The sequence below is a fragment of the Lacibacter cauensis genome (assembly GCF_007830055.1).
GTDB lineage: Bacteria > Bacteroidota > Bacteroidia > Chitinophagales > Chitinophagaceae > Lacibacter > Lacibacter cauensis.
This window is the reverse complement of sequence record NZ_VLLE01000002.1, coordinates 555198-576882: the sequence shown is the minus strand read 5'-3', so window position 1 is coordinate 576882 and position 21685 is coordinate 555198. Positions and strand designations below refer to the sequence as shown.

At 41.5% G+C, this 21685-nt stretch carries 18 protein-coding genes; 10 read left to right on the top strand and 8 right to left on the bottom strand.

Features of this window, described 5'->3' with window-relative positions; translation table 11 throughout:
- Positions 1–29: 29 nt before the first annotated feature.
- The 3 genes from IQ13_RS02440 to IQ13_RS02430 all read right to left on the bottom strand — a co-directional run bounded on the left by IQ13_RS02440 (position 30) and on the right by IQ13_RS02430 (position 2247).
- Positions 30–299 (bottom strand): hypothetical protein, encoded by a 270-nt coding sequence (locus tag IQ13_RS02440; RefSeq protein WP_144884149.1) that lies wholly within the window; start codon positions 297–299, stop codon positions 30–32.
- Positions 296–976, bottom strand: a complete 681-nt coding sequence (locus IQ13_RS02435; RefSeq protein ID WP_144884147.1) for a YggS family pyridoxal phosphate-dependent enzyme — start codon at positions 974–976, stop codon at positions 296–298. The genes IQ13_RS02440 and IQ13_RS02435 overlap by 4 nt, the downstream gene beginning before the upstream one ends.
- 116 nt (positions 977–1092) lie before the next feature.
- Positions 1093–2247 carry an acyl-CoA dehydrogenase gene (locus IQ13_RS02430; protein ID WP_144884145.1) on the bottom strand — a complete coding sequence of 385 codons (1155 nt, stop codon included), beginning with the start codon at positions 2245–2247 and terminating at the stop codon, positions 1093–1095.
- Between the two features lie 141 nt (positions 2248–2388).
- Here IQ13_RS02430 and IQ13_RS02425 point away from each other — a divergent pair, with 141 nt between their 5' ends.
- Together IQ13_RS02425 and IQ13_RS02420 are read left to right on the top strand one after the other, a co-directional pair.
- The gene (locus IQ13_RS02425) at positions 2389–4437 is read left to right on the top strand and encodes a caspase family protein (RefSeq protein WP_144884143.1); all 2049 of its coding nucleotides are present in this window, start codon (positions 2389–2391) and stop codon (positions 4435–4437) included.
- 79 nt (positions 4438–4516) lie between these two features.
- On the top strand, positions 4517–5101 hold the full coding sequence (locus IQ13_RS02420; RefSeq protein ID WP_144884141.1) for a methyltransferase domain-containing protein: 585 nt from the start codon (positions 4517–4519) through the stop codon (positions 5099–5101).
- Here IQ13_RS02420 and IQ13_RS02415 read toward each other — a convergent pair.
- The 3 genes from IQ13_RS02415 to IQ13_RS02405 all read right to left on the bottom strand — a co-directional run bounded on the left by IQ13_RS02415 (position 5098) and on the right by IQ13_RS02405 (position 7774).
- A complete protein-coding gene (locus IQ13_RS02415) occupies positions 5098–6165 on the bottom strand; it encodes a fatty acid desaturase family protein (RefSeq protein WP_144884139.1) in 1068 nt (355 codons plus the stop codon). The genes IQ13_RS02420 and IQ13_RS02415 overlap by 4 nt on opposite strands.
- 108 nt (positions 6166–6273) lie before the next feature.
- Entirely contained in the window at positions 6274–7014 is a 741-nt protein-coding gene (bshB1, locus tag IQ13_RS02410; protein ID WP_144884137.1) for a bacillithiol biosynthesis deacetylase BshB1, read from the bottom strand.
- A gap of 76 nt (positions 7015–7090) precedes the next feature.
- Entirely contained in the window at positions 7091–7774 is a 684-nt protein-coding gene (locus IQ13_RS02405; RefSeq protein WP_242009460.1) for a DUF4294 domain-containing protein, read from the bottom strand.
- An 855-nt stretch (positions 7775–8629) separates the two neighbouring features.
- Between IQ13_RS02405 and IQ13_RS02400 the strand changes: the two genes are divergently transcribed.
- Positions 8630–9010, top strand: coding sequence for a DUF2750 domain-containing protein (locus IQ13_RS02400; protein ID WP_144884135.1), 381 nt, complete (start codon positions 8630–8632; stop codon positions 9008–9010).
- Positions 9011–9114: 104 nt separating this feature from the next.
- On the opposite strand, the gene ccsA is transcribed toward IQ13_RS02400, so the two are convergent.
- Together ccsA and IQ13_RS02390 are read right to left on the bottom strand one after the other, a co-directional pair.
- Positions 9115–11583: a cytochrome c biogenesis protein CcsA gene (ccsA, locus tag IQ13_RS02395; protein WP_144884133.1), complete on the bottom strand. Its 2469-nt coding sequence runs from the start codon at positions 11581–11583 to the stop codon at positions 9115–9117.
- 47 nt (positions 11584–11630) lie between these two features.
- Positions 11631–12038: a cytochrome c maturation protein CcmE domain-containing protein gene (locus tag IQ13_RS02390; protein ID WP_144884131.1), complete on the bottom strand. Its 408-nt coding sequence runs from the start codon at positions 12036–12038 to the stop codon at positions 11631–11633.
- A 490-nt stretch (positions 12039–12528) separates the two neighbouring features.
- On the opposite strand from IQ13_RS02390, the gene IQ13_RS02385 reads away from it, so the two are divergent.
- The 7 genes from IQ13_RS02385 to IQ13_RS02355 all read left to right on the top strand — a co-directional run bounded on the left by IQ13_RS02385 (position 12529) and on the right by IQ13_RS02355 (position 21633).
- The gene (locus tag IQ13_RS02385) at positions 12529–14433 is read left to right on the top strand and encodes a PAS domain-containing sensor histidine kinase (protein ID WP_158637285.1); all 1905 of its coding nucleotides are present in this window, start codon (positions 12529–12531) and stop codon (positions 14431–14433) included.
- A 146-nt stretch (positions 14434–14579) separates the two neighbouring features.
- The gene (locus tag IQ13_RS02380; protein ID WP_144884128.1) at positions 14580–15626 is read left to right on the top strand and encodes an agmatinase family protein; all 1047 of its coding nucleotides are present in this window, start codon (positions 14580–14582) and stop codon (positions 15624–15626) included.
- 484 nt (positions 15627–16110) lie between these two features.
- Entirely contained in the window at positions 16111–17949 is a 1839-nt protein-coding gene (locus tag IQ13_RS02375) for an ATP-binding protein (RefSeq protein ID WP_144884126.1), read from the top strand.
- Positions 17950–17954: 5 nt separating this feature from the next.
- On the top strand, positions 17955–18398 hold the full coding sequence (locus tag IQ13_RS02370; protein WP_144884124.1) for a response regulator: 444 nt from the start codon (positions 17955–17957) through the stop codon (positions 18396–18398).
- Between the two features lie 14 nt (positions 18399–18412).
- Positions 18413–20557, top strand: coding sequence for a PAS domain S-box protein (locus IQ13_RS02365; protein WP_144884122.1), 2145 nt, complete (start codon positions 18413–18415; stop codon positions 20555–20557).
- A 62-nt stretch (positions 20558–20619) separates the two neighbouring features.
- Complete coding sequence (locus IQ13_RS02360; RefSeq protein WP_144884120.1) at positions 20620–21225, top strand: hypothetical protein; 606 nt, start codon at positions 20620–20622, stop codon at positions 21223–21225.
- Between the two features lie 21 nt (positions 21226–21246).
- Positions 21247–21633 (top strand): hypothetical protein, encoded by a 387-nt coding sequence (locus IQ13_RS02355; RefSeq protein ID WP_144884118.1) that lies wholly within the window; start codon positions 21247–21249, stop codon positions 21631–21633.
- The last annotated feature ends 52 nt before the right edge of the window (positions 21634–21685 follow it).

Below are 21685 nucleotides of genomic sequence, written 5' to 3'. Positions count from 1 at the left end.
ATAGTTCATAAATCGATACCAGAAAATAATCAAGTATCATGCTGGCTTCTTTTCTTTCTCTTATCGGGCCAATACATAGCAATAAGCATAGTGGTTGAAAATACAGCTGCAAACAGGGCAGCGCCTTGTGTTACTGGAACCTCCTTCCCTTTACTATATTTGTCTTGTTGAATAAAACCACCACTTGTGCCAAAAACGAGGAGGCTAACAAATCCAATCCAGCATGCCATAACAAAAAACCATAAAAGTTGTTTGAAAGCACCTGTATAATCACTCTTCCTATTCTTACTCTCTTTCATTTCGCATAATTTCTTGCACCAAACAACAAACTGCCGATACGCACCATTGTGCTTCCCTCTTCAACAGCAATTGCATAATCGCCACTCATGCCCATGGAAAGAACAGAGAGTGGTAAATGGTGAGTGGCAAGTTTCGCTGCACTTGCATCGAACAATGTTTTCAAATTGCAGAACTCTCCCCTCACCTTTTCCATGTCATCGCTGAACGAAGCCATTCCCATCAAGCCGCAGATGCGCACATTGGCCATTTTCAAATTTTCAAATTCAGTAATCGCTGTATTGAGCTCTTCAGCGTTCATGCCAAACTTCGTTTCTTCCTGTGCAATATGCACCTGCAGCAACACATCTATTACACGGTTGTTCTTTGCTGCTTCTTTATTGATCTCTTTCAGCAGTTTCAAACTGTCAACTCCATGAATCAACTGCACAAACGGCGCAATGTATTTTACTTTGTTGCTTTGCAGGTGACCGATAAAATGCCAACGGATATCGTTCGGCAACTGTGCCTGTTTATCAACCAGCTCCTGCACATAGTTTTCACCAAAATCTCGCTGTCCCAACTCGTACAATGCAACAATATCTTCCACAGGTTTTGTTTTACTCACTGCTACAAGTGTAACCTGTTTTGCGTCCAGTTCCTTTTTAATCGATTGATACGCTTCTGTATTCACTGCCATTGTGCAAAGTTGCTGAAAATAAAAATGTGCTGATCATTTTCAAATCAGCACATTTAGAATATTGTTTTCAAATTTAACCACCGACAGGGTTTGTAACCACTGTCGGGGTTTATTCATTATTTCAAAATACTTCTGCTAATTACAATCCGCTGTACCTCGCTGGTTCCTTCGTAGATCTGGGTAATTTTTGCATCCCGCATCAAACGCTCTACATGAAACTCTTTTACAAAGCCATAACCGCCGTGCACTTGTACCGCTTCTGTTGCTGTCCACATCGCAGCTTCACTTGCAAACACTTTCGCCATGGATGAGCTGAGTGTATAATCGAGATGATTATCTTTTTCCCATGCAGCCTTCATACATAACAAACGGGCTGCTTCAATTTTCGTTGCCATATCGGCCAGTTTAAACTGAATAGCCTGGTGATGCATAATTTCTTTACCAAAGGCTTTGCGTTGTTTCGAATACGCCAAAGCCAACTCATATGCACCGCTGGCAATACCAAGCGCCTGTGCCGCAATACCAATCCGTCCGCCAGCCAATGTTTTCATAGCGAATTTGAAACCAAAACCATCTTCACCAATGCGGTTTTCTTTGGGCACTTTTACATCCTGGAAAGAAATACTGTGTGTGTCACTTCCACGAATGCCGAGTTTGTTTTCCTTGGCACCCACCGTTACGCCGGGCCAACTTTTTTCTACAATAAACGCATTAATTCCTTTACTGCCTTTTGCTTTATCGGTTTGTGCAATCACTAAATAAACAGAAGCTGAGTTACCGTTGGTGATCCAGTTTTTAATGCCGTTAATCACATAATGATCGCCTTTATCTTCTGCTGTTGTTTGCTGCGAAGTAGCATCACTGCCCGCTTCCGGTTCGCTCAGCAAAAACGCACCAATGTACAGTTCGCCATCTTTCTTACCCTGGGCAAGCGGCGTTAAATATTTCTGCTTTTGTTCTTCGGTACCATACTCCTGCAGGCCATAACATACCAGACTGTTGTTGACACTCATACACACACTCACACTTGAATCCACCTTGCTGATCTCTTCCATCGCCAGTACATAGCTGATGGTATCCATTCCTGATCCACCGTATTCGGGTTTCACCATCATACCCATAAAACCCAGATCGGCCAGTTTGCTGATCTGTTCTTTGGGAAATTTCTGCAGTTCATCACGCTCAATAACACCGGGCAAGCATTCGGTTTGGGCAAAATCCCGGGCTGCTTTCTGAATCATCAGTTGTTCTTCTGTCAATTGAAAATGCATAGGACTTAATCGTTTTTGCCAAAGATAAGGGATACTAACAGTTGAAAGTTTTTTATTCAAAATTGCAACTATTTAAATACCAAGTAATGGGTATTTGTAACTTTAGGCAAGCATTTAACTTCAACCCAAAAATATCCCAGCATGAAAGCAATCGTTTTCATTTCTTTCTTTTCTGTTGTTTTTTCATTGCAATCCGTTGGTCAAACCTGTTTAAGCGGCAACTGCAGCTCGGGCTTTGGCAAATTCAAATACGAAAACGGCGATATCTACGAAGGCGAGTTTTACGACGATAAACGGGAAGGTTTTGGCGTGTACATCTGGAAAACGGGTGAAAAATTTATTGGTGAAAGCCTCGGCAATGTGTTCAGTGGTTTTGGGGTGATGGAGTTTAAAGACGGCACCAAATACATTGGCGATTTTAAAAATGGAGAATTTGAAGGCGAAGGCGAGAAAACACTTGCCGACGGAAACAAACAAACCGGCATTTGGGAAAAAGGCAAATACCTCGGTAAAATTTCTTACTACGGTAAACCCGTCGGCACCACCGGTTGCCTTAACGGTGATTGTGATGCAGGTTATGGTATGAAGTATTATAGTGGCGACGACCGCTACTTTGGTTATTTCAAAAACGGCAAACGTGATGGCTATGGCGCTTACTACTGGAACGATGGCACACGCTGGGTTGGTCAGTTTGAACAAAACCTGTTAACCGGTTACGGCACCTATTTCTTTATTACGGGTGAGAAATATGTAGGCTATTTTATTGATAGTAAACGTAATGGCTGGGGCATCAACTACGATCCCAACACGGGTGTTAAGAAGATCGGTTTCTGGAAAGATAATAACCTGGTTACACCCAAAGCATCGCTGGTAACAAACGGTAATGCTACAGGCTGCATCAGCGGCGATTGTAAGAATGGTTACGGTAAATATGTATACAACAATGGTTATTACGAAGGCTATTTTAAAAACGGTTACCGTAACGGACAAGGCAAATATTATTTCGATATCGGCGATTTGTACATTGGTAATTTCGACGATAACAAGTTTAACGGCAAAGGCACTTACTACTATACCAATGGCGAACGCTACACCGGCGAATGGAAAGATCAACGCACACATGGTAAAGGAGAATTAGTGCAGTTTGACGGTACGTTGAAAATCGGATACTGGAAAGAAGGTACTTACCAGGATAAAACTACACCGCCTCCCGGTTACGATGCATGGGTACGAAACAACTATCAATCAACTGCGGGCGGCAATACCGGAACCATTGCTGCAAACAATAACAACAGCAACAACAACAAGCCTACGGTTAACCAAAACAATACAAAACCGAACACCACAACCGGTAACAACAATACCACCGCTAACAATAACAAACCGAATGTAAACAACAATACAGGCAACAGTAACACCAACAATAAACCAACCAATACTACCAACAGCAATACCAATTTCGGCACAAGTAATACCAGCGGACTTGTAACTACCAACTTTAAACGAAAACTGGCGTTGATAATCGGTAATCAGTCATATCAGTATGCAACGGCATTGCGCAATCCAAAAAACGATGCCCGTTCAATGGCACAGGTATTACGAGCCTGCGGCTTTGAAGTGATCGAAGTAATTGATGGCAGCGCAACACAAATGAAAGCAGCTATCCGTGATTTTGGAGCAAAGATTATTGGTGCCGATGTGGCGTTATTTTATTACTCAGGCCACGGTATGCAGGTTGACAACTCCAACTTCATGATTCCGATTGATTTTAAACTGCAGACCAAATCGGATGTAAAAGACGATTGTCCGAATATCAACTGGGTATTGGATCGTATGCAAAGAGCATCAACCAAACTCAACATTGTAATCTTGGATGCCTGCCGCAACAATCCGTTCGATCGTGGTTCGTTTGGCGATGATGATGCCAGCGAAGGTTTGGCGTCTATTACACCACCCGATAATACTGTTATTTCTTTTGCTACAGATCCTGGGTCTGTTGCCAGCGATGGTGTTGCAGGCACCAATGGTTTGTACACCGGTGCATTAATCAAATACATCGCATCGCCCAACATGCAACTCGAAAATGTGTTTAAGTTAACCGGTCGTGAAGTGCGTGAAAAATCAAGCGGTAAACAAAAACCCTGGCTCAACTCAAATTTCTACGATATCTTCTACTTTAAAGCGCAATAACAAATTTCATTTTTATACAAAGCCGGGAGATGCAGATCATCTTCCGGCTTTTTCATTGCAGGTTTCCTAACTTTAACCTATGTCGTCAACAACTTTAAATGCCGATTACTGGAGCAACCGCTACCGGCAAAACGAAACCGGTTGGGATATTGGTTATGGCTCCACTCCACTGGTTGGATATCTGCAAACCATAACTGATAAACAATTGGCTATTCTTATACCCGGCTGTGGTAATGCTTACGAAGCGGAATGGTTGCTGCAACATGGATTTACCAATGTTACGGTACTGGATATTTCGCCGGTTTTGACCGCTGCGTTGCAAGCGAAGTTCAAAGATGCACCTGTTACAATTACGACCGGCGATTTTTTTGCACACGAAGGACAATACGATCTGATACTGGAACAAACTTTCTTTTGCGCAATTGATCCAGCCTTGCGCAATCAATACGTACAGCAAATGCAACGCTTGTTAAAACCGGGCGGTAAGCTGGTAGGTGTTTTATTCAACCGCTCGTTTGAAGGAGGTCCGCCGTTTGGCGGCAGTAAAGAAGAATACGAAGAACGGTTTAGCCCCTACTTACACCTAAAAAAAATGGAGTTGTGTACCAACTCCATTCCTCCACGTGCAAACGCAGAATTATTTTTTATTGCTGAAAAAGTTTAACCTCTTCCCATTTCCCGCAGGTATGCCACATGCGATGCAAGGGCCATCCGCATTTTCGGATACTCGATGTATTCGATGTTAAACTCCTGGCAGGTTTGCTTAATGATTTTGCTGATGGCAGGATAGTGAATGTGTGAAATTTTCGGGAACAGGTGATGCTCTACCTGGAAATTCAATCCACCCACGAGCATTGAAATCAATTTGTTTTTTGTTGCAAAGTTGGCGGTTGTTTTCAACTGGTGAATGGCCCACTCATCTTCCAACCGGTTATCGGGTTCAACCGGCATCGGGAAATGCGTATGCTCAACGGTATGTGCAAGCTGAAATACAATACTCAACACAAAACCTGCAAACAATGTAGAAACCAAGAAACCTAATAACCAAGGCAGAAAACCTGCAACATATATTGGTAATGCTACGAAAATAAATAAGTGTGCAATCTTAAATGCCCAAAACACCACGTGGTCGCTCACATGCATTTTCTTTAAAGGCATGGTACCGATCTTTTGCTTGAAATACTTTTGATAGTCCAGCACAAAAATCCAGAGAATGTACAGCAACGCATACAGGAACCAGAAATAACGATGCTGGTATTTGTGCAGGCGGTATTTCTTTTGTGTGCTGCTCATACGCATCCAGGGTTGGATATCGATATCATCATCCACACCATCTACGTTGGTATAGGCATGGTGAATGATGTTGTGCTTTACATTCCACATAAAACTGCTGCCACCGAGAATATTCAGCGAAAAAGCAGCTAAAACATTTACCGGCTTGTATTTACTGAAACTGCCATGCGCACCATCATGCATTACATTAAAACCAATGGCCGAAACCAATCCGCCGAGAATGATTGATTCAATGATACCTAAAACGATACCGGGCGTAAAAAATACAAGATGCACATACACTGCAATTAATGCAACCGCAAATGCAATGGCCTTAAAAAACAGTTGAAAATTACCTGTAGGACGTTTGCCTTGTTCTTCGAAGTAAGCATTTACTCTTCTCTTAAGTTCGGCATGAAAAGAATGTGCTTTAACGGCAAATTTTGGAGTACTCATATGTTCTAACAAAAAAAATTACAGCAAAGGTAACGCATCTGCGTCTTTTTTGAGCAGCTTGTTGAATGATGACAATGTATTAACAGGCTAAACTACGACTGATTGTTATCAGGTGGTGATTTGTATCAACGCATCAAACGAACGAATGCCTATTCGTTTTTCGGTAATAAAGCCTTCACCATATTCTACACCAATGCGTTTACCCAGCATTTTGTGACGGGAAATGATGGTATCGAAATAAGCCGGCGTTGAAATATAGGTTTGAGGCTCATCATCGTTAGGATTCACAGAAGCATTACTGAACTGTGTACCATAGGCTTTAATACTTTCTACCTTACGATTAAAGACAGATGTAATATCAAAAATAAAATCGGGCTCAGCGTAACGGTCCTGAATGTAATGAAACACATATTTGGGTCGCCATGCTTCCTGAGCTACTCCATCGAGAGCCGTTTCAATTTTACGTAACCCGGATAAGAAACTCGCATCAGACACCAGTTTGGAAGAACGGCCATGATCGGGATGACGGTCTTCAATAGCATTACAAATCACAATTTCAGGCTGATACTGCCGTATTTTTTGGATGATCTGCAGTTGGTGTTCTTCATCGTTTTTAAAAAAACCATCCCGCATGCCTAAGTTTTCACGTACATGCACACCCATAATTTCTGCAGCAACAGCCGCTTCCTGCCGGCGGGTTTCGGCAGTACCTCTGGTACCTAATTCGCCACGGGTAAGATCGATTACACCCACTTTTTTGCCATTGTTGATTTCTACCATCAATGTTCCTGCACAACTTAATTCCACATCATCGGGGTGAACGCCAAATGCGAGTATATCTAATTTCATCGATTAAAATTTTGGATTGTAAAAGTACAGGATAAGCAAGTAAGTGCAAGCAAAGCTGCTGAGCGAAAGCAACCCGTTATTTCTTTGAGGTTGAATTATAACCGGGATAGTTGTAATACATACGATCGATTTCCTGCACAATTTCCTCAATCTGTTTATCGAAGTGGTCTTCCTGCGGATTCCAGCCTTGTTTTAAGCTGGTGCCAGCAAAAAACATGAGCGTTTGATAAAACCCGGCCGTAAAGCCGCCCTTCATTTCGTGTACAATTTCGTAACAGTTGTTGCCTGTTTGGCGGTTGATGAGCTTCATGAGCACTTTACCCTGATAAATGGACAAGTCGGTTACTTTATCGGTAAAGCCTGCACGTAATTCTTTTTCCCTTGACTTAATGTATTTCTTACGTTCGGATTTGCCGCTGATATTTTCGAGGTGCTTGTTTACATCATTCATAACTACACCCGCCGAGCGTGCGTACGGATAGGTTACATAAACAGCATTGCGGAGTCTTGTCCAGTTGGCCCAGTATTTCGCCGCTTCTTTGGGGTTACCGCCCCAAACCAGCACTTCGCTTATTTCCCGGCCGCCGAGCAGTTCGCCATTGATGACCATGGCTTTTACGAATACCGTATCATTGGGACCATATTCAGTTTTCACTACCTGCTTAACGTTGGTATCGGCCGTTTGTGCAACAGCCGGCTGCACAGCCAAAACTGCGGCAACGAGTACAGATAAAAGAAATATGTGTTTGCGACCCATCATCAATCCTGTAAATTAAAGAATCTTCCTCTTTATACAAAAGACAAGAGCGATGTAACCTTTGCTGCCTTGTGAAGATTTTCTTAATTCGTTGTCAGGACGTCGCAGACGTCAGACACCTGAACTTTCACATTTACAAGAAGCGCCTTGACTTGTTTTACGTCATTTGTTAAAACTAGAGATGAGTAGCAATTGATTTTTAAACAAGATGGAACGTATATTTAGGTGTTGTGCGTTAGTCAAGCAAGACACTTCTAAAAGAAACAACTATTACTGATTACTAAAATATAATTAGGTGAGAGACTTAAGCATTGGCGGGTGGACATCAATTTTACTCGGCTTCGGCTACATAATTTATTGTGCTTATGGTTTTGATACAAATCCTAACAAAAAGTTTTATCACAAGCTATTTGTTAGACAGACTTTTTTGACTCATCTTGTTGCGGCACTTGGACTTTTTTGTTATGGGTATTATAGGTGCAACAATGGACATTATCAAGAAACCTTTTATTTCGCACCCCTTATTTTTCTAATCGCACTTATGTTTTTCAATTGGCTGACAAGACTTGCAACGGATAGAAACATATTGATTTCGACAAGATGGGATTCTAGACCACCACAATACAAATGGTATATTGACGGTTTTTTCAGTTTTCTAATAGTATTGATACCAATCCTGTCGTCTGTACTCGCCATGAATAAATTTAGATTTGGAGAATTCTTCAGATAGATAACCAACACACAACTTTGGGCTTCAGCTAGTGTTGGCATCCACGTCAACTAACCTGCTATTCTTTTTTGATTTTAAAAAACTGCAAGTTGGCGAGGACTGCAACTTGAACATGAACTGTAAAAATCATGAATCAAAATAAACTGATCAATATAGAAAATCTTTCACCAAAAGATCGATATGGATACTTCATACGGAAAGTTGCGGACTTTCAGGAAGTATGGTTCATTCAAGACAATGATCGATACCTGATGGTTGGAGACAATGACGACCGAATGGCAATTCCTGTTTGGCCAGAAAAAGATTTTGCAGAACTTATGTTGAAAGATGATTGGAAGAATTATAAAATAACCAGCATGGAGATGGTGCACTTCCTTGAATGGCTGGATACAATTGAAAAGAAAGGGTATAAAATAGCTGCGTTTCCGTACAGCGATTTAAAAAGCGTTATGGTAACTGCAAAAGAAATGAAAGCACATCTACTTTATGAAATGGAACAATACGAATAAATTATTCTTTAAAAAGTGTATTTGCTGCAACTAACAATCCAATAATAAAAAATGGTTGATGCATCAACACCAACCATTCAATCTTTTAAACAAATCCTTACCTGTTATACCTTCTTCAACTCCGCTTTCCTGTTCTTCTGTATATGATTCCAGCTGGCGAGCAAGAAACCAAAAGTCATCACCAATATACCTAACCATAAAACATTAATCGCCGGGAACTGGTAAGCCTTCAGCGTAACGTATTCCAGCACCGAGTTGCTTTCTTTCACACCAAGATTAATACCATCCGCATCAGCACCTTTAAACGCCAGGATCAGGCTTTGCGAAATAACAGTATCTGCCACAGGCATAATATTGTTACCACGCAAAATGAGCATTGGCTCGGCCGTGTACTTGCTGCTGTCTTTTGCATAAATGGTTAATGATGCTGCAAATACAGAATCAGTAGCCTCGTACGGAATATTTTTACGTGTAATGTTACGGCCTACTTTATCGAGCACCATAAAGCCCTGCGAATAAAACACCGTATCGCCGGGTTGCAGTTTATGATCTTTAAAAGAAGAGGTGTCTCTGTTCTTTTCTTTGTTGGGTAGCGAAGTAATGTACGTAAACACATCTTTGTGCAGGTAGTGTTTACTGTCGGGGTTCGCCATTATCCCTTCGTTGCCTTTGAAGTTGACAAATGCATCAGGATACAGCGTAAAGCCTTCGTCTTTATTCTTGTACTTGAAATGAATTTTAAAATACTGCTTCGGATCAGAAGGATGCGTTGAATCGCCTTGGTAGGTAACCATGTACTTACCCATATCCGTCGCCACTCCTTTTACCAGTGTAAGATTTTCTGCCGGGTTTTCCTGGCTTTGTTCGCCAAAGTTCACCATAATACCACTGGTGTTCCAGCTGAGTACTTCTTTCTTCGATGCAGAAATTAAAATACCGAGCAGTGTTAAGCCAAACCCAACGTGTGCAATGGATGCACCTGCTTTGATCATCTTCCCTTTAATGCCTGTAAAAATGTAAAAGGCATTCGCCACTACTGCATACACCGAAGCAAAAATGCTGAGGTGAATAGCAGCCAGATAACCGACACCGTATTTGTTATAATTGATGTCGCCCCAAATGCTGATACTGAGCGATGCAACTAAAGCAATAAGTGTTGGCAACCAGATTGATTTAATGAATGCAGCACCGGCTGTTTGTTTGTATTTGAGGTACTGACTGATGGCAGTAAGAATGGCAATGACGAATGAAAACAGAATGAGGACTTTATTATATGAGTACTCAATATCTTCTGCTGGTGCGTACTTGGTTCCAAAGATTTTGTTGACAACCGGCAACGATGTTTTACCAATAATAAACAGTGCCGAAATGAAAAACAGTAACGAACCTACAAATAACCAAAACTCACGTGCGCTGATGACTTCTTCTTTTGCAACTGTTGGTATTTGCTTATAACGCATACCCAGTAACACAAACGAAGGAACCACAAAAATGAGCAAGAAGGTAAGCAGCTGAGCATTCATACCCAAATCGGTAAAGGCATGCACACTGGTATCGCCCAAAATACCGCTGCGGGTTAAAAAGGTTGAATAGATGATCAACAGATGTTGCAGAATAAAAAACAGGAAAGTTGCCCGCAACGAATGACCGGTATGCTTATAGGCAATCAATGTATGAATACCGCAGATGGCAATGAGCCACGGCACCAGCGAAGCATTTTCTACCGGATCCCATGCCCAGTAACCGCCAAAGGTTAAGCTTTCGTACGCCCATGCAGCGCCCATCATAATACCCAATCCTAAAATACCGGCACTGAAAATAGCCCAGGGGCGTGCAGGTAATACCCAGCCGCCAAAGTCTTTTTTCCAAAGTCCGGCAATGGCGAAAGCAAACGGCACGATGGTACTTGCAAAGCCGAGGAAAAGCACAGGCGGATGAATCACCATCCAGTAGTTCTGCAACAAAGGATTCAATCCGTTACCATCACGGATAAAACTCAGGTAATCGCTGCGCAGATGCCCTTGCGAATCAAATCCGATCGGGAATTGTTCAGGACTCAACATGCCTTGGTCACGCATCAAGACAAAGGGATTACTGCCTATTTTAAAATCGAAGAAATAAATACCTATCACCATCGTAGCCAATGCAAACTGCATAAAGCTGATGGTAACCATTACCGGCGCTTCCCATTTCTTTTCACGCAGGATAATGATACCGCCGAGGATACAATGCCAGAAGCTCCAGAGCAGAAAGCTACCCTCCTGTCCTTCCCAAAAACAACTGAGGATGTATTGCATGGGCAGCTGGTAGTTGCTGTGCTGCCAGGCATACTTGTACTCGAAGCGGTGATTGGAAATGATAAAATAGAGTGTAACAAAAATGCCGATGACAGCTATAATTTCGGCGAGGAACGCTCCCCTCGCAATACGTTTCCAGCTTTGCTGCTGCGAAGGAAGTTGCGACTGTGTTGCTTTAAAATAAGCGACGGTTGCTAATAAGGAAGCTACAAAAGATACAATGGACAGGAAGGTTCCAATCTGTCCGGGTAATAACTGTTCGCCTGTATATGGCATGTGTAATGCGTTCTTTTATGAAAGAGATAGTTTGGTTGAAGCTGCAATTATTTGGCAGCCGTGCTGATTTTTGCCTTTTCTTCTTTGTATTTGCTGGGGCATTTAATCAGAATATCATCGCAGAGGAAAGCGCTGTCGGTCATTTTTCCTTTCAATACCATGCGTTCACTACGTTCCATATCCGTTGGTGGCTTGCCCTTCATGTACACCACTTTTGTAGCGCCACCCAGAGAATCTTTTACATGAAAACTGAGGTAATTGGGATTTTTAAGGGCATCGTATTCAATATGTTTGCCATTGGTTGTGTCTAGTTTGGCAATAAGATGTAAGAATTTACCGGGTTTGGCTTTGGCTGATTCGATGGTATCGTAGGTTGACAAATCGCCCATCATGCTGATAAGAATACCAATTCCCACAGCGATTACTACAAGAATGAGAATATGTGAAGTCTTCATTTTTCTCTGCTGTTTTTATTGCAGCGCAAAGTTAGCCCAAAACAGGTTTCGGAACAGAAGGAAACTGACAATTAGCTACAGGAAGTGATGAAATGCTAAATTTTAACAAATGAACTGTCCTCGTGCACTTTTCAACAAAGACAAATCCGCAGTCCTTAAACAGCTTTTAGCAGCCTGCTAAAAACCTTACGCTTTTATACCTAGAAATGATGGAGGGACACACTGTTTTTTAAAAATGAACCCTTGCAGAATTAACCTTTTGCGACAGTACACAATACCTTCAACCTGTAAAAAATGACGATCCAACAGTTTTAAAATCCACATAAAATATCCTAACGTGCAAGACCAACAATGTGCGCTGAAAAACCAGTAGCTTCAAACAACAGGATAGATGACTGAAGAACTCAAGAATTTAGAAGCTAAACCCCGACTTGTCGGGGTTTTTAAATTGTCTGTTTTAATTGCCCAAAACCGAATCGTCATATTGCTTATGCATCTTTTAAAAAATAAACCGAACAGCAGTATTACCTGGCTTTCGTTTGCATTAACCATCGTTACCGGCATTATTGCCGGTTTTGCTATTGTAAGCTGGGGAACAAATGCACTCCACTTGATAACGGTTAATGGTGATACCACTATTATCAAACTGAATACAGCCATCTGCTTTCTTTTTGCTGTTATTGCATATGGTTTAACGACGGTTGAAAAATATAAGACACCGGGAATTGTTCTGGCCATTGTACTTATTGGGTTAAACCTTCTGAACTTAAGCCAATACATTTTTGGTTATAATCTTGGTATTGACGAGTTTTTTTTAAAAGATAGCTATACCCAACCGCAAGGCTATCCCGGCAGAATGACGATCAACACTTCTCTCTTTTTTCTTTTTACGTCTTTTTTCACCATCTGCTTATCGGTACGATTAAAACCGAAAATTACAGAACTGCTTATACCACCTTTTTGGGCTGCTACGGTTTTGGCGCTTGTAGCTTACGGCTATAGTTTTGCCAACTCTGAAAGAATACCCAATCACCATAAATTATCGCCGGTTACCGTAATAGAATGTTTTCTGCTGGCAACGGCCATACTTGTATCCCGATCTGACGAAGGGTTTCTGGCTCCTTTTACCAAAAAGACAGAAACAGCAAAGCATAACAGCCGTATGCTTGTTTACGGCATACTGCTTACACTTTTTTTCGGATGGTTACGATTGAGAGGTGAGTTAAGCGGATTGCTACAACATGACATAGGCATAGCGCTGATGGCGGCGGCATACATTCTTATCATCATGTACTTCACGAAAATTACAACGGTTAAACTCAATTATCTTGAGCAAAGCCTGAAAAAAGAACAAGCCCTATCCGAACAAATCATCAACAGTTTGCCTGCAATCTTTTTTGTTACAGATAAAGACAATAGGTTTATACGCTATAACGACAACCTGCTGAAAGCAACCTGCTGCAGCAAAGAGGAAATTGAACAATTAACTCCGCATCATTTTTTTCCGGAAAGTGAGCGCTACAAAGTAGATAACTATCTGCAGCAGGCAAAAGAAAAAGGATTGGTAGTTATTGAAAGTGATCTGATAGATAACGAAGGCAACGTTGAGCCTTTCTTTTTCCGTACGATGGCGATCGATTACAACGGAGAACCCTGCTTAATCGGAACGGGCGTAAATATATCTGAGCGAAAAAATGCGGAAGAGGAAATTAAGCTCTTAAACCGTCAGTTGCGAAGCCTCAATAACCGACTCGATAACATACGTGAAGAGGAACGTACAACCATCGCCCGTGAAATACATGATGAGCTGGGCCAACAGTTAACCGTATTTAAAATTAACCTGGCATGGCTGAAATCATTACCAAAAGATGCCGACGCAGAATTTGAAAACCTGACCACCGAAATGCTGGCCTTATCGGACAGTATGATCCACTCAGTCAGACGCATTGCACATGACTTGCGGCCACCCGCACTGGAAGATCTGGGACTGGCAGAGGCTCTTCGTATTTACTCCGAGGAATTTGAAATGCGCAGCGGAGTCTCGATTCACTTTTATTCGGAACTGGACCAGCTCGAACTACCGGAAGATACCGGCAAAGCCTTTTACCGTATTTTCCAGGAAAGCCTTACAAACGTAGCCCGCTATGCTAATGCTACCCATGTAGAAGCTTTGCTCGATTTAGAAGATGATGAAATCATTCTTTCTGTATCAGATAATGGTATCGGGTTCGATATAGATTCAGTTACCCGCAAAAAAACCCTTGGCATCATTGGCATGCGGGAACGTGCACTAATAACAGGCGGCAAATTTGAAATCAACAGCAAACCTAATTGCGGAACAACAGTGCTTGTACGTGCACCTCTTTACCAGGAAGCAGACAGCGGAAACTACTAACCTTAAGTGCCTTTTCCGCCATTTTCAACATACTCCATTTTTTCAAAGGCTCGCAATTTTATGAATTGTGCAAAACTTTGCCTGCAACTAACTGTAGTTAAGTCCTCGTCTATTACCTTTGCATCCGCTTTTAAAAAACTGTGATCATGACTGATCTTTCCGGGTTCGATCCGAATGGAGCCGGCAACCCAAACAACAATGTATTTGGTCTTCCTTTTTCTGAAGAAGACGCCGCCCTCGTAATTTTACCCGTGCCATGGGAAGTAACTGTAAGTTATAAAGCAGGAACAGCCCGGGCTCCCGAACACATTTTCAGAGCCAGTTTACAGGTAGATCTGCACGACAATGACACAACCGATGCGTGGCGCAGGGGAATTTATATGCGGGATGTGGATCGCAACATTCTTTTAAAAAGCGATTACCTGCGAAAAGAAGCCGAACTATACATCAACTACATTGCACAGGGCGAAAACGTTAACGACAACAAGTTTATGTGCAAAACACTCAAGGAAGTAAATGCCGGGGGTGTGTTTTTGAATGATTGGGTATACACACAAACAAAAGAGTTATTGGCAAAAGGCAAATTGGTTGCCTTGCTGGGTGGCGATCACAGTACGCCTCTCGGTTATTTCAAAGCCATTGCCGAAAAACATGGCAACTTTGGTATTCTGCAAATTGATGCACACTTAGATCTCCGTAAATCCTATGAAGGATTTGTTTACTCGCATGCTTCAGTAATGTACAATGCGCTGAATGAAGTTCCGGAAATAGAAAAGTTAGTTCCCTTAGGTATACGGGACTATGGTGATGATGAGTTGAAGCTTGTTAACGAAAGTAATAACCGCATTACCGTTTTCTTTGATCGTGCAATGAAAGAACGGCTTTTTGAAGGGGAAGCATGGAAAACTATCGCTGATGAAATTGTAGCCCAGCTTCCGCAAAAAGTATATGTGAGCTTTGATATTGATGGGCTCGACCCCAAACTTTGTCCATGCACAGGTACACCGGTAATGGGCGGGCTGGAAACTGAACAGGTTTTTTATCTCTTCCGTAAAATACTATCAAGCGGCAGACAGTTAATCGGGTTTGATGTGAATGAAGTAGGCGTAAGTCCTACTGAATGGGATGAAAATGTTGGTGCCCGGGTTTTATATAAACTCAGCAATCTGCTGCTTGCTTCCAACCCCGTATAAAATTTAATTCTTTGCTGGAGAAAGGACTGCTTTGATTGCAGTCCTTTTTTATTTGGTTGAAGCTGTCGCAAAAAAAAGCCAACCCTGAAAAGAGTCGGCCGTTGCTAACCTATGAAAAACACCTATTGCAAGTGTACATAAAAAAAATCCGTAAATCCAATTTTTCTCAATTTTTTTTTAAACCCGGCCTGCGCAACCGTTTGCGCAGAATAGAGCATCCACCCGGTATCTGTTATACTGTACCCTGTTGTTTGCTATTTGCCCTGCGCAATCGAATACGTAGCAGTAGGCTCCTTGCTGTTCTTTACACGAAAAGCATAAAGTTCAGCCCAATACTACCTCTCTAAAAAATATTTAACCTGATGAACATCAAGTATTTTGATGAGCAATAATTGGCTTGCTCTTAATTGTTTGCTTAACTTAGAGTACTAACGTGAGCGCAGCAACATAAAATAACCTGACACCGTTAGCTTAATAACCAAAAATGACTAACCCCATCAACAAGCGAATGATTTTTGCATTATCGCTGTTAACGATTGCTGTGTCGGCGGTTGCACTCATTTCCATCTGGCAATCGCAGCAGATAAAAAAATTTGATGCAGAAATTACACGGTTCGAAGAGAACCGCTACCTGACGCAGCAGCTGACAATGGCCGTACTCGATAACGAAACCGGTGCCAGAGGCTTTGTTATTACAGCACAAAAAGCGTTCCTGGAGCCAATGATCAGTTCCGAACGCAAGCTCGACGAATTGCGCATTCTTCTTGCAAAACGAACTCTCAACCCGGAACTTGCAACGCTTATCAACGACTCGTTAAGTCCACTCATCGATTTACGAAAAGAATTTTCCTGGCAAATGGCAGCCCTCGTAAACAGCAAGAAATATGAAGAAGCCGTAAAACTTGTATTGGAAGGCCGGGGTAAATATTATACCGATGAAGTTCGCAGAATTGCAAACAAAATTGATACGATCCGTAACAAGATGCTAGATTTAAAGCGACTGGAAAATGAAAGATTTATCCAGAACTCAAACGCTGTCCAAATTGTTGTTCTTATACTCGTACTCATTATCTCTGCTTTTAATTTCCGGCAGCTTGTCAGAATATTCAACAAACAAAAGGAAACCGAATTACAGCTTCGAACCAGTGAGCAATTATACTCGGCGCTTTTTTATAAAAGCCCGATTGCCAAATGGATTGTGGATCCTGCAACCAGCAAAATGCTCGATGTGAACAACAGCTTTTGTGAGTTATTTCAAATAAAACCTGAAAGTGTTATCGGAAAATCGACTGCCGATATCGGACTAGCTAATACACCGGGCATCAGAGAAGCCGTGCAACAACAGCTTGCGGCAACCGGATGTGTGCGTAATCTTGAATACAAAACCACACTTCAAAACGGCGATATAAAATGGGTGTCCATGAGTATCGATCCTATTAAGCTGGATGGTAAAGACTGTTTTGTTGGCGCTTCGGCAGACATCACTTCATTAAAAGAAAAAGAGCAACTCATAGCAGAAATGAACGAAAACCTCGAAGAAAAGGTATCGGAAAAAACCGCGGAGCTGAGAAAGAATGAAAAAAAATTACAAGAGCTCAACGATTCGCTGGAGCGTATGGTTGAACACCGAACGGCACAGCTTTCTGCCGCCAACAAAGAACTCGAAGCGTTTAGCTATTCTGTATCGCACGACTTACGGGCTCCTCTTCGTGGCATAATAGGCTTTGCCAACATTATACAGGAAGACTATGGCGCTAACATGCAGGAAGAAGAAAAAAGACTGTTTGGCATCATTCAGAAAAACACGCAAAAAATGGGAAACCTGATCGATGACCTGCTCGATTTTTCCCGCCTCGGCAGAAAAGAAATATCCAAAACAACAATCGATACGCAGGCCTTGGTAAAAGAAGTAATTGATGAGATGGGCAAATCAAATGCAAGAACAGATGCAGTGGAATGGATAATCGGTACGCTCCCATCTGTTAATGCCGATCTTTCAACATTACGGCAGGTATGGGTCAATCTCATTTCAAATGCTTTGAAGTACAGCAAACAAGTATCCAAGCCAGTTATTAAAATCGGTAGCTATCGGGAAGACGATCAACTTGTATTTTTCGTAAAAGACAATGGTGTTGGCTTCGACGAACAATATAAAAACAAATTATTCCAGGTATTTCAGCGCCTGCACAGCGAGAGTGAGTTTGAAGGAACTGGAATTGGCCTGGCGCTTGTACAGAAAATCATAACACGCCACGAAGGCAAAGTATGGGCAACCGGAGAAGTAAACAAAGGTGCAGAATTTTATTTTTCATTACCACAATAACCTTTATGCAACACAAATCTGTTGACATTTTATTGGTAGAAGACAATATCGACGATGCCGAACTCACCATCAGAGAATTTAAAAAGCACAATATTGTAAACGAACTTTTTCATGTAAGTGATGGTTCGCAGGCTCTCGATTACATTTTTGGTAAAGGTGTATTTACAGGCAGGTTAATTGAGCAAAGGCCTAAACTCATTTTGCTTGATATTCAGATGCCTAAAGTGAATGGCATTGAGGTACTCGAAGCAATTAAGGCTGATGAACGCACAAAAACAATTCCGGTAGTGATGCTTACCTCCTCAAAAGAAGATCCGGATATTCAACGTTGTTACCAACTTGGGGTTAACAGCTATATTGTAAAACCGGTAAATTTTGAGGCATTTACGGTTGCCATACGAAGTATCCATTTTTATTGGCTTCTCTTGAATGAACCTCCTGCAAAATAAGAATATGCATAACCATGAATAAAAAACTGAACATCCTGATTCTGGAAGACAACCCCACTGATGTGGAGTTGATCAAACATGCCCTCCGAAAAGAAGAGATGCAGTATGAAAGTACATGGGTAGATAACCGGCCCGATTTTATTACGGCGCTTTCGAACAATTCATTTGATGTTATATTATCAGACAATTCACTACCTCAATTTGAAGCAAGAGAAGCTGTACAAATTGTACGCAACTTGCTGCCCGACATACCGTTTATTCTGGTTACGGGTACGGTACACGAAGATTTTATCATCAACATTATGAAGCTGGGTATTGATGATTATATATTGAAAGACCGGTTAACCAGGTTGCCTTCTGCCATTTACCAGGCAATCAGCAATAAAGAAGCTAAAAAAGAAAAACAACTTGCAGAAATACAACTTCGTTCGAGCGAAGCGAAATACCGTTTTCTAATTGAACATATTGAAAAGGGAATTTATGCGCTCGATAAAAACTGGCGTGTTTTATACATGAATAAAACTGCTGCAGAAATATTTGAATGCAACCCCGATGAAATTGCAGGCAAAGTACTGTGGGATGAATACCCGCAATTGATTGGCGGAAAATTTTACAACGCCTATAAAAGAGCCATGCAACTACAACAGCAGGTACACATCGAAGATTATTCAGAACACTTTAAACGTTGGGCAACGGTAAGTGCATATCCTTCATCAGAAGGTTTAGTGATAATTTTTGATGACATTACTGAGAAAAAAGAAATACAACTAGCATATCAAAAAAGTCAGGAACAGTACAGGGAAATGGTAGAGCGAATTACAGATGCATTCATTTCGCTCGATAAAAACTTCAATTATGTTTATTTAAACAAACAAGCTGCAGAACTTATACAAAAGAACGCAGATGACCTGATCGGCAAAAATGTTTGGGATATTTTTCCGGATGCTGTAGGAAGTAAAACTTATCATTCAATAACAGAGGCGTTAACTGAACAAAAATATGTTTTCAGTGAAGACTATTATGAACCACTCGACCTCTGGCAGGAAAATCATATCTATCCATCAACGGATGGGCTATCGATTTTTATACGAGATATTTCCGCAAGAAAAAGAATAGAGCGATCTGTAAAACAGAGCGAAGAAGTACGTAACCTCATTATGAGTTCTGCTCTCGACGCCATCATTTGTGTAAACAACGATAACAAATTTATTTTCTGGAACAAACGTGCAGAAGAACTTTTCGGCTGGACATTTGAAGAAATAAAAAATCAAACACTTACCACAACAATTGTTCCGCCACAACACAGACATGCACATGATCATGCTATGGCGCACTATCTTGTAACCGGTGAAAAAAAGGTATCGGGCAGAATGCTGGAACTTACAGCTCTTAAAAAATCCGGAAAAGAATTCCCGATTGAATTGTTTATGATACCCGTTAAAACCGGCGACGGCGAATTCTTTTGTGCATTCATTCGTGATATTTCTGAAAGGAAAGAACTGCAGCAAAAACTCATCGATCAGCAACAGAAAGCCGCCCGGGAAATTACAGCTACAGCACTGGATGCGCAGGAAAAGGAACGCAACTTTATAGGACAGGAACTACACGACAACATTAACCAGATCCTGGTAGGCACCAAAATGATGCTGCAGCTTACCACATCAAACGTAGAAAAAAATAAACACCTGTTGGATAAATGTGTAGAAAGTTTAGATGAGGTAATTAAAGAAAACAGGAAACTGGCGCACGAAATGGTTACGCCTAATATTGAGCAGGAAAGCCTGCACAATTTATTACAAACACTAACAACAGACATGTTTGTAAGTGTACAAACCGCAGTTAACGTGTTTGTTCACGCTGGTATCGATCAGCAACTAACCAATAAACAAAAGCTTGCACTCTACAGAATTGCGCAGGAACAATGCGCTAACATTCTCAAATATGCCGAAGCTTCTGAAGTGCACCTGGTTGTTGAAGAAAAAAACCAAGGTATTGAAATGAGTATAAGGGATAATGGTAAAGGAATGGAAACCGATAAAAAACCAAATGGTATTGGCTTACGCAATATCAACAGCCGGTTGAGTATTTATAGCGGCACATCGAAAATTATTTCTGCGCCGGGTGAAGGGTTTACGTTGTTTGTATACATACCGTTATAACAAGCAGCATAATTTGTACGTATCCGTTAAATGGGTGGCGCATTTAACTGTATCTTTACAGCGTGACAACTTCTTACAACATACCCATCTTTTTTGAACCGTTCGAAAAGCAAAAAAAAGCAGCCCGCCTGCTGCACTTGCTTGCAGGATTTCTGATGATCGCCAATGCATGGGGCGATTTTAAAAACCCAACTCCCAACCTCGTTTTTATTGTGGTGCAAATTGCCACTGCATTAGTCCTCATCAGCTATGCTTTTTCCGGCAAAAAATGGTCGGCTAATCAAAACAGCTCCAACGGACTAATCCGCTTGCTGGCGGCAACAGTTTTATTCTATGCCTCCTCCTATTTTCTCAGCATGAACGACGGCCTGCGTGCAGTGCTGCAGGTGTTTGGTGCACTTGGTTTATTGTTGCTGTTCTTTACCGAACGTAAAATTTTTAAACCATGCGAAGTATTGATTGATGAAAAAGGCGTTCACATTCCGGCCAACCTGAAAGCCCGTCTTATTGAGTGGAAAGACATAGACAACATGTTAATTAAAAACGATTTCGTCTCCATCAATACCATACAAAATCACTTCATTCAATACGAAACAGGCGCTGTACTCAGCGAGCTGCAAATGGATGAAGTAAACGCTTATTGCAGGCAGAAGTTTACCAAAAGCTGATTTTCGTTTATCTTTGTGCCGTTGAAGAAACTTATCTGCATATTATTTCTGGGAGCTTATCTCATTTCATCTACTGAATTACGTCAGTTGTTGAAGTTCCCTTTGCTCATGCAACATTATGCCGAACACAGAGCCCAAAATCACAAACTGGGTATTATTGAGTTTCTTGCAGAACATTATAACGATAAGAACATTGTCGATCTCGATTACAGCAAGGATCAGCAATTACCTTTTAAATCAAAAACGGGTTATACCGGTGCTGTTTTAAGTATTGGGGTTCCGGCTACCTTTTTTGTTGCCGCACCCAAACCCGTACACGCCTTAACGGTAGAACGGTTTATACCCAACGAAGATTTTATTTCAGCAGTTTACCTCTCCTCTATCTGGCAGCCTCCCCGCTCCTGCTGATGCATATTCCATTCTATTTTCTGTAACACACTACCGTTTTGCAAAAGCAAAG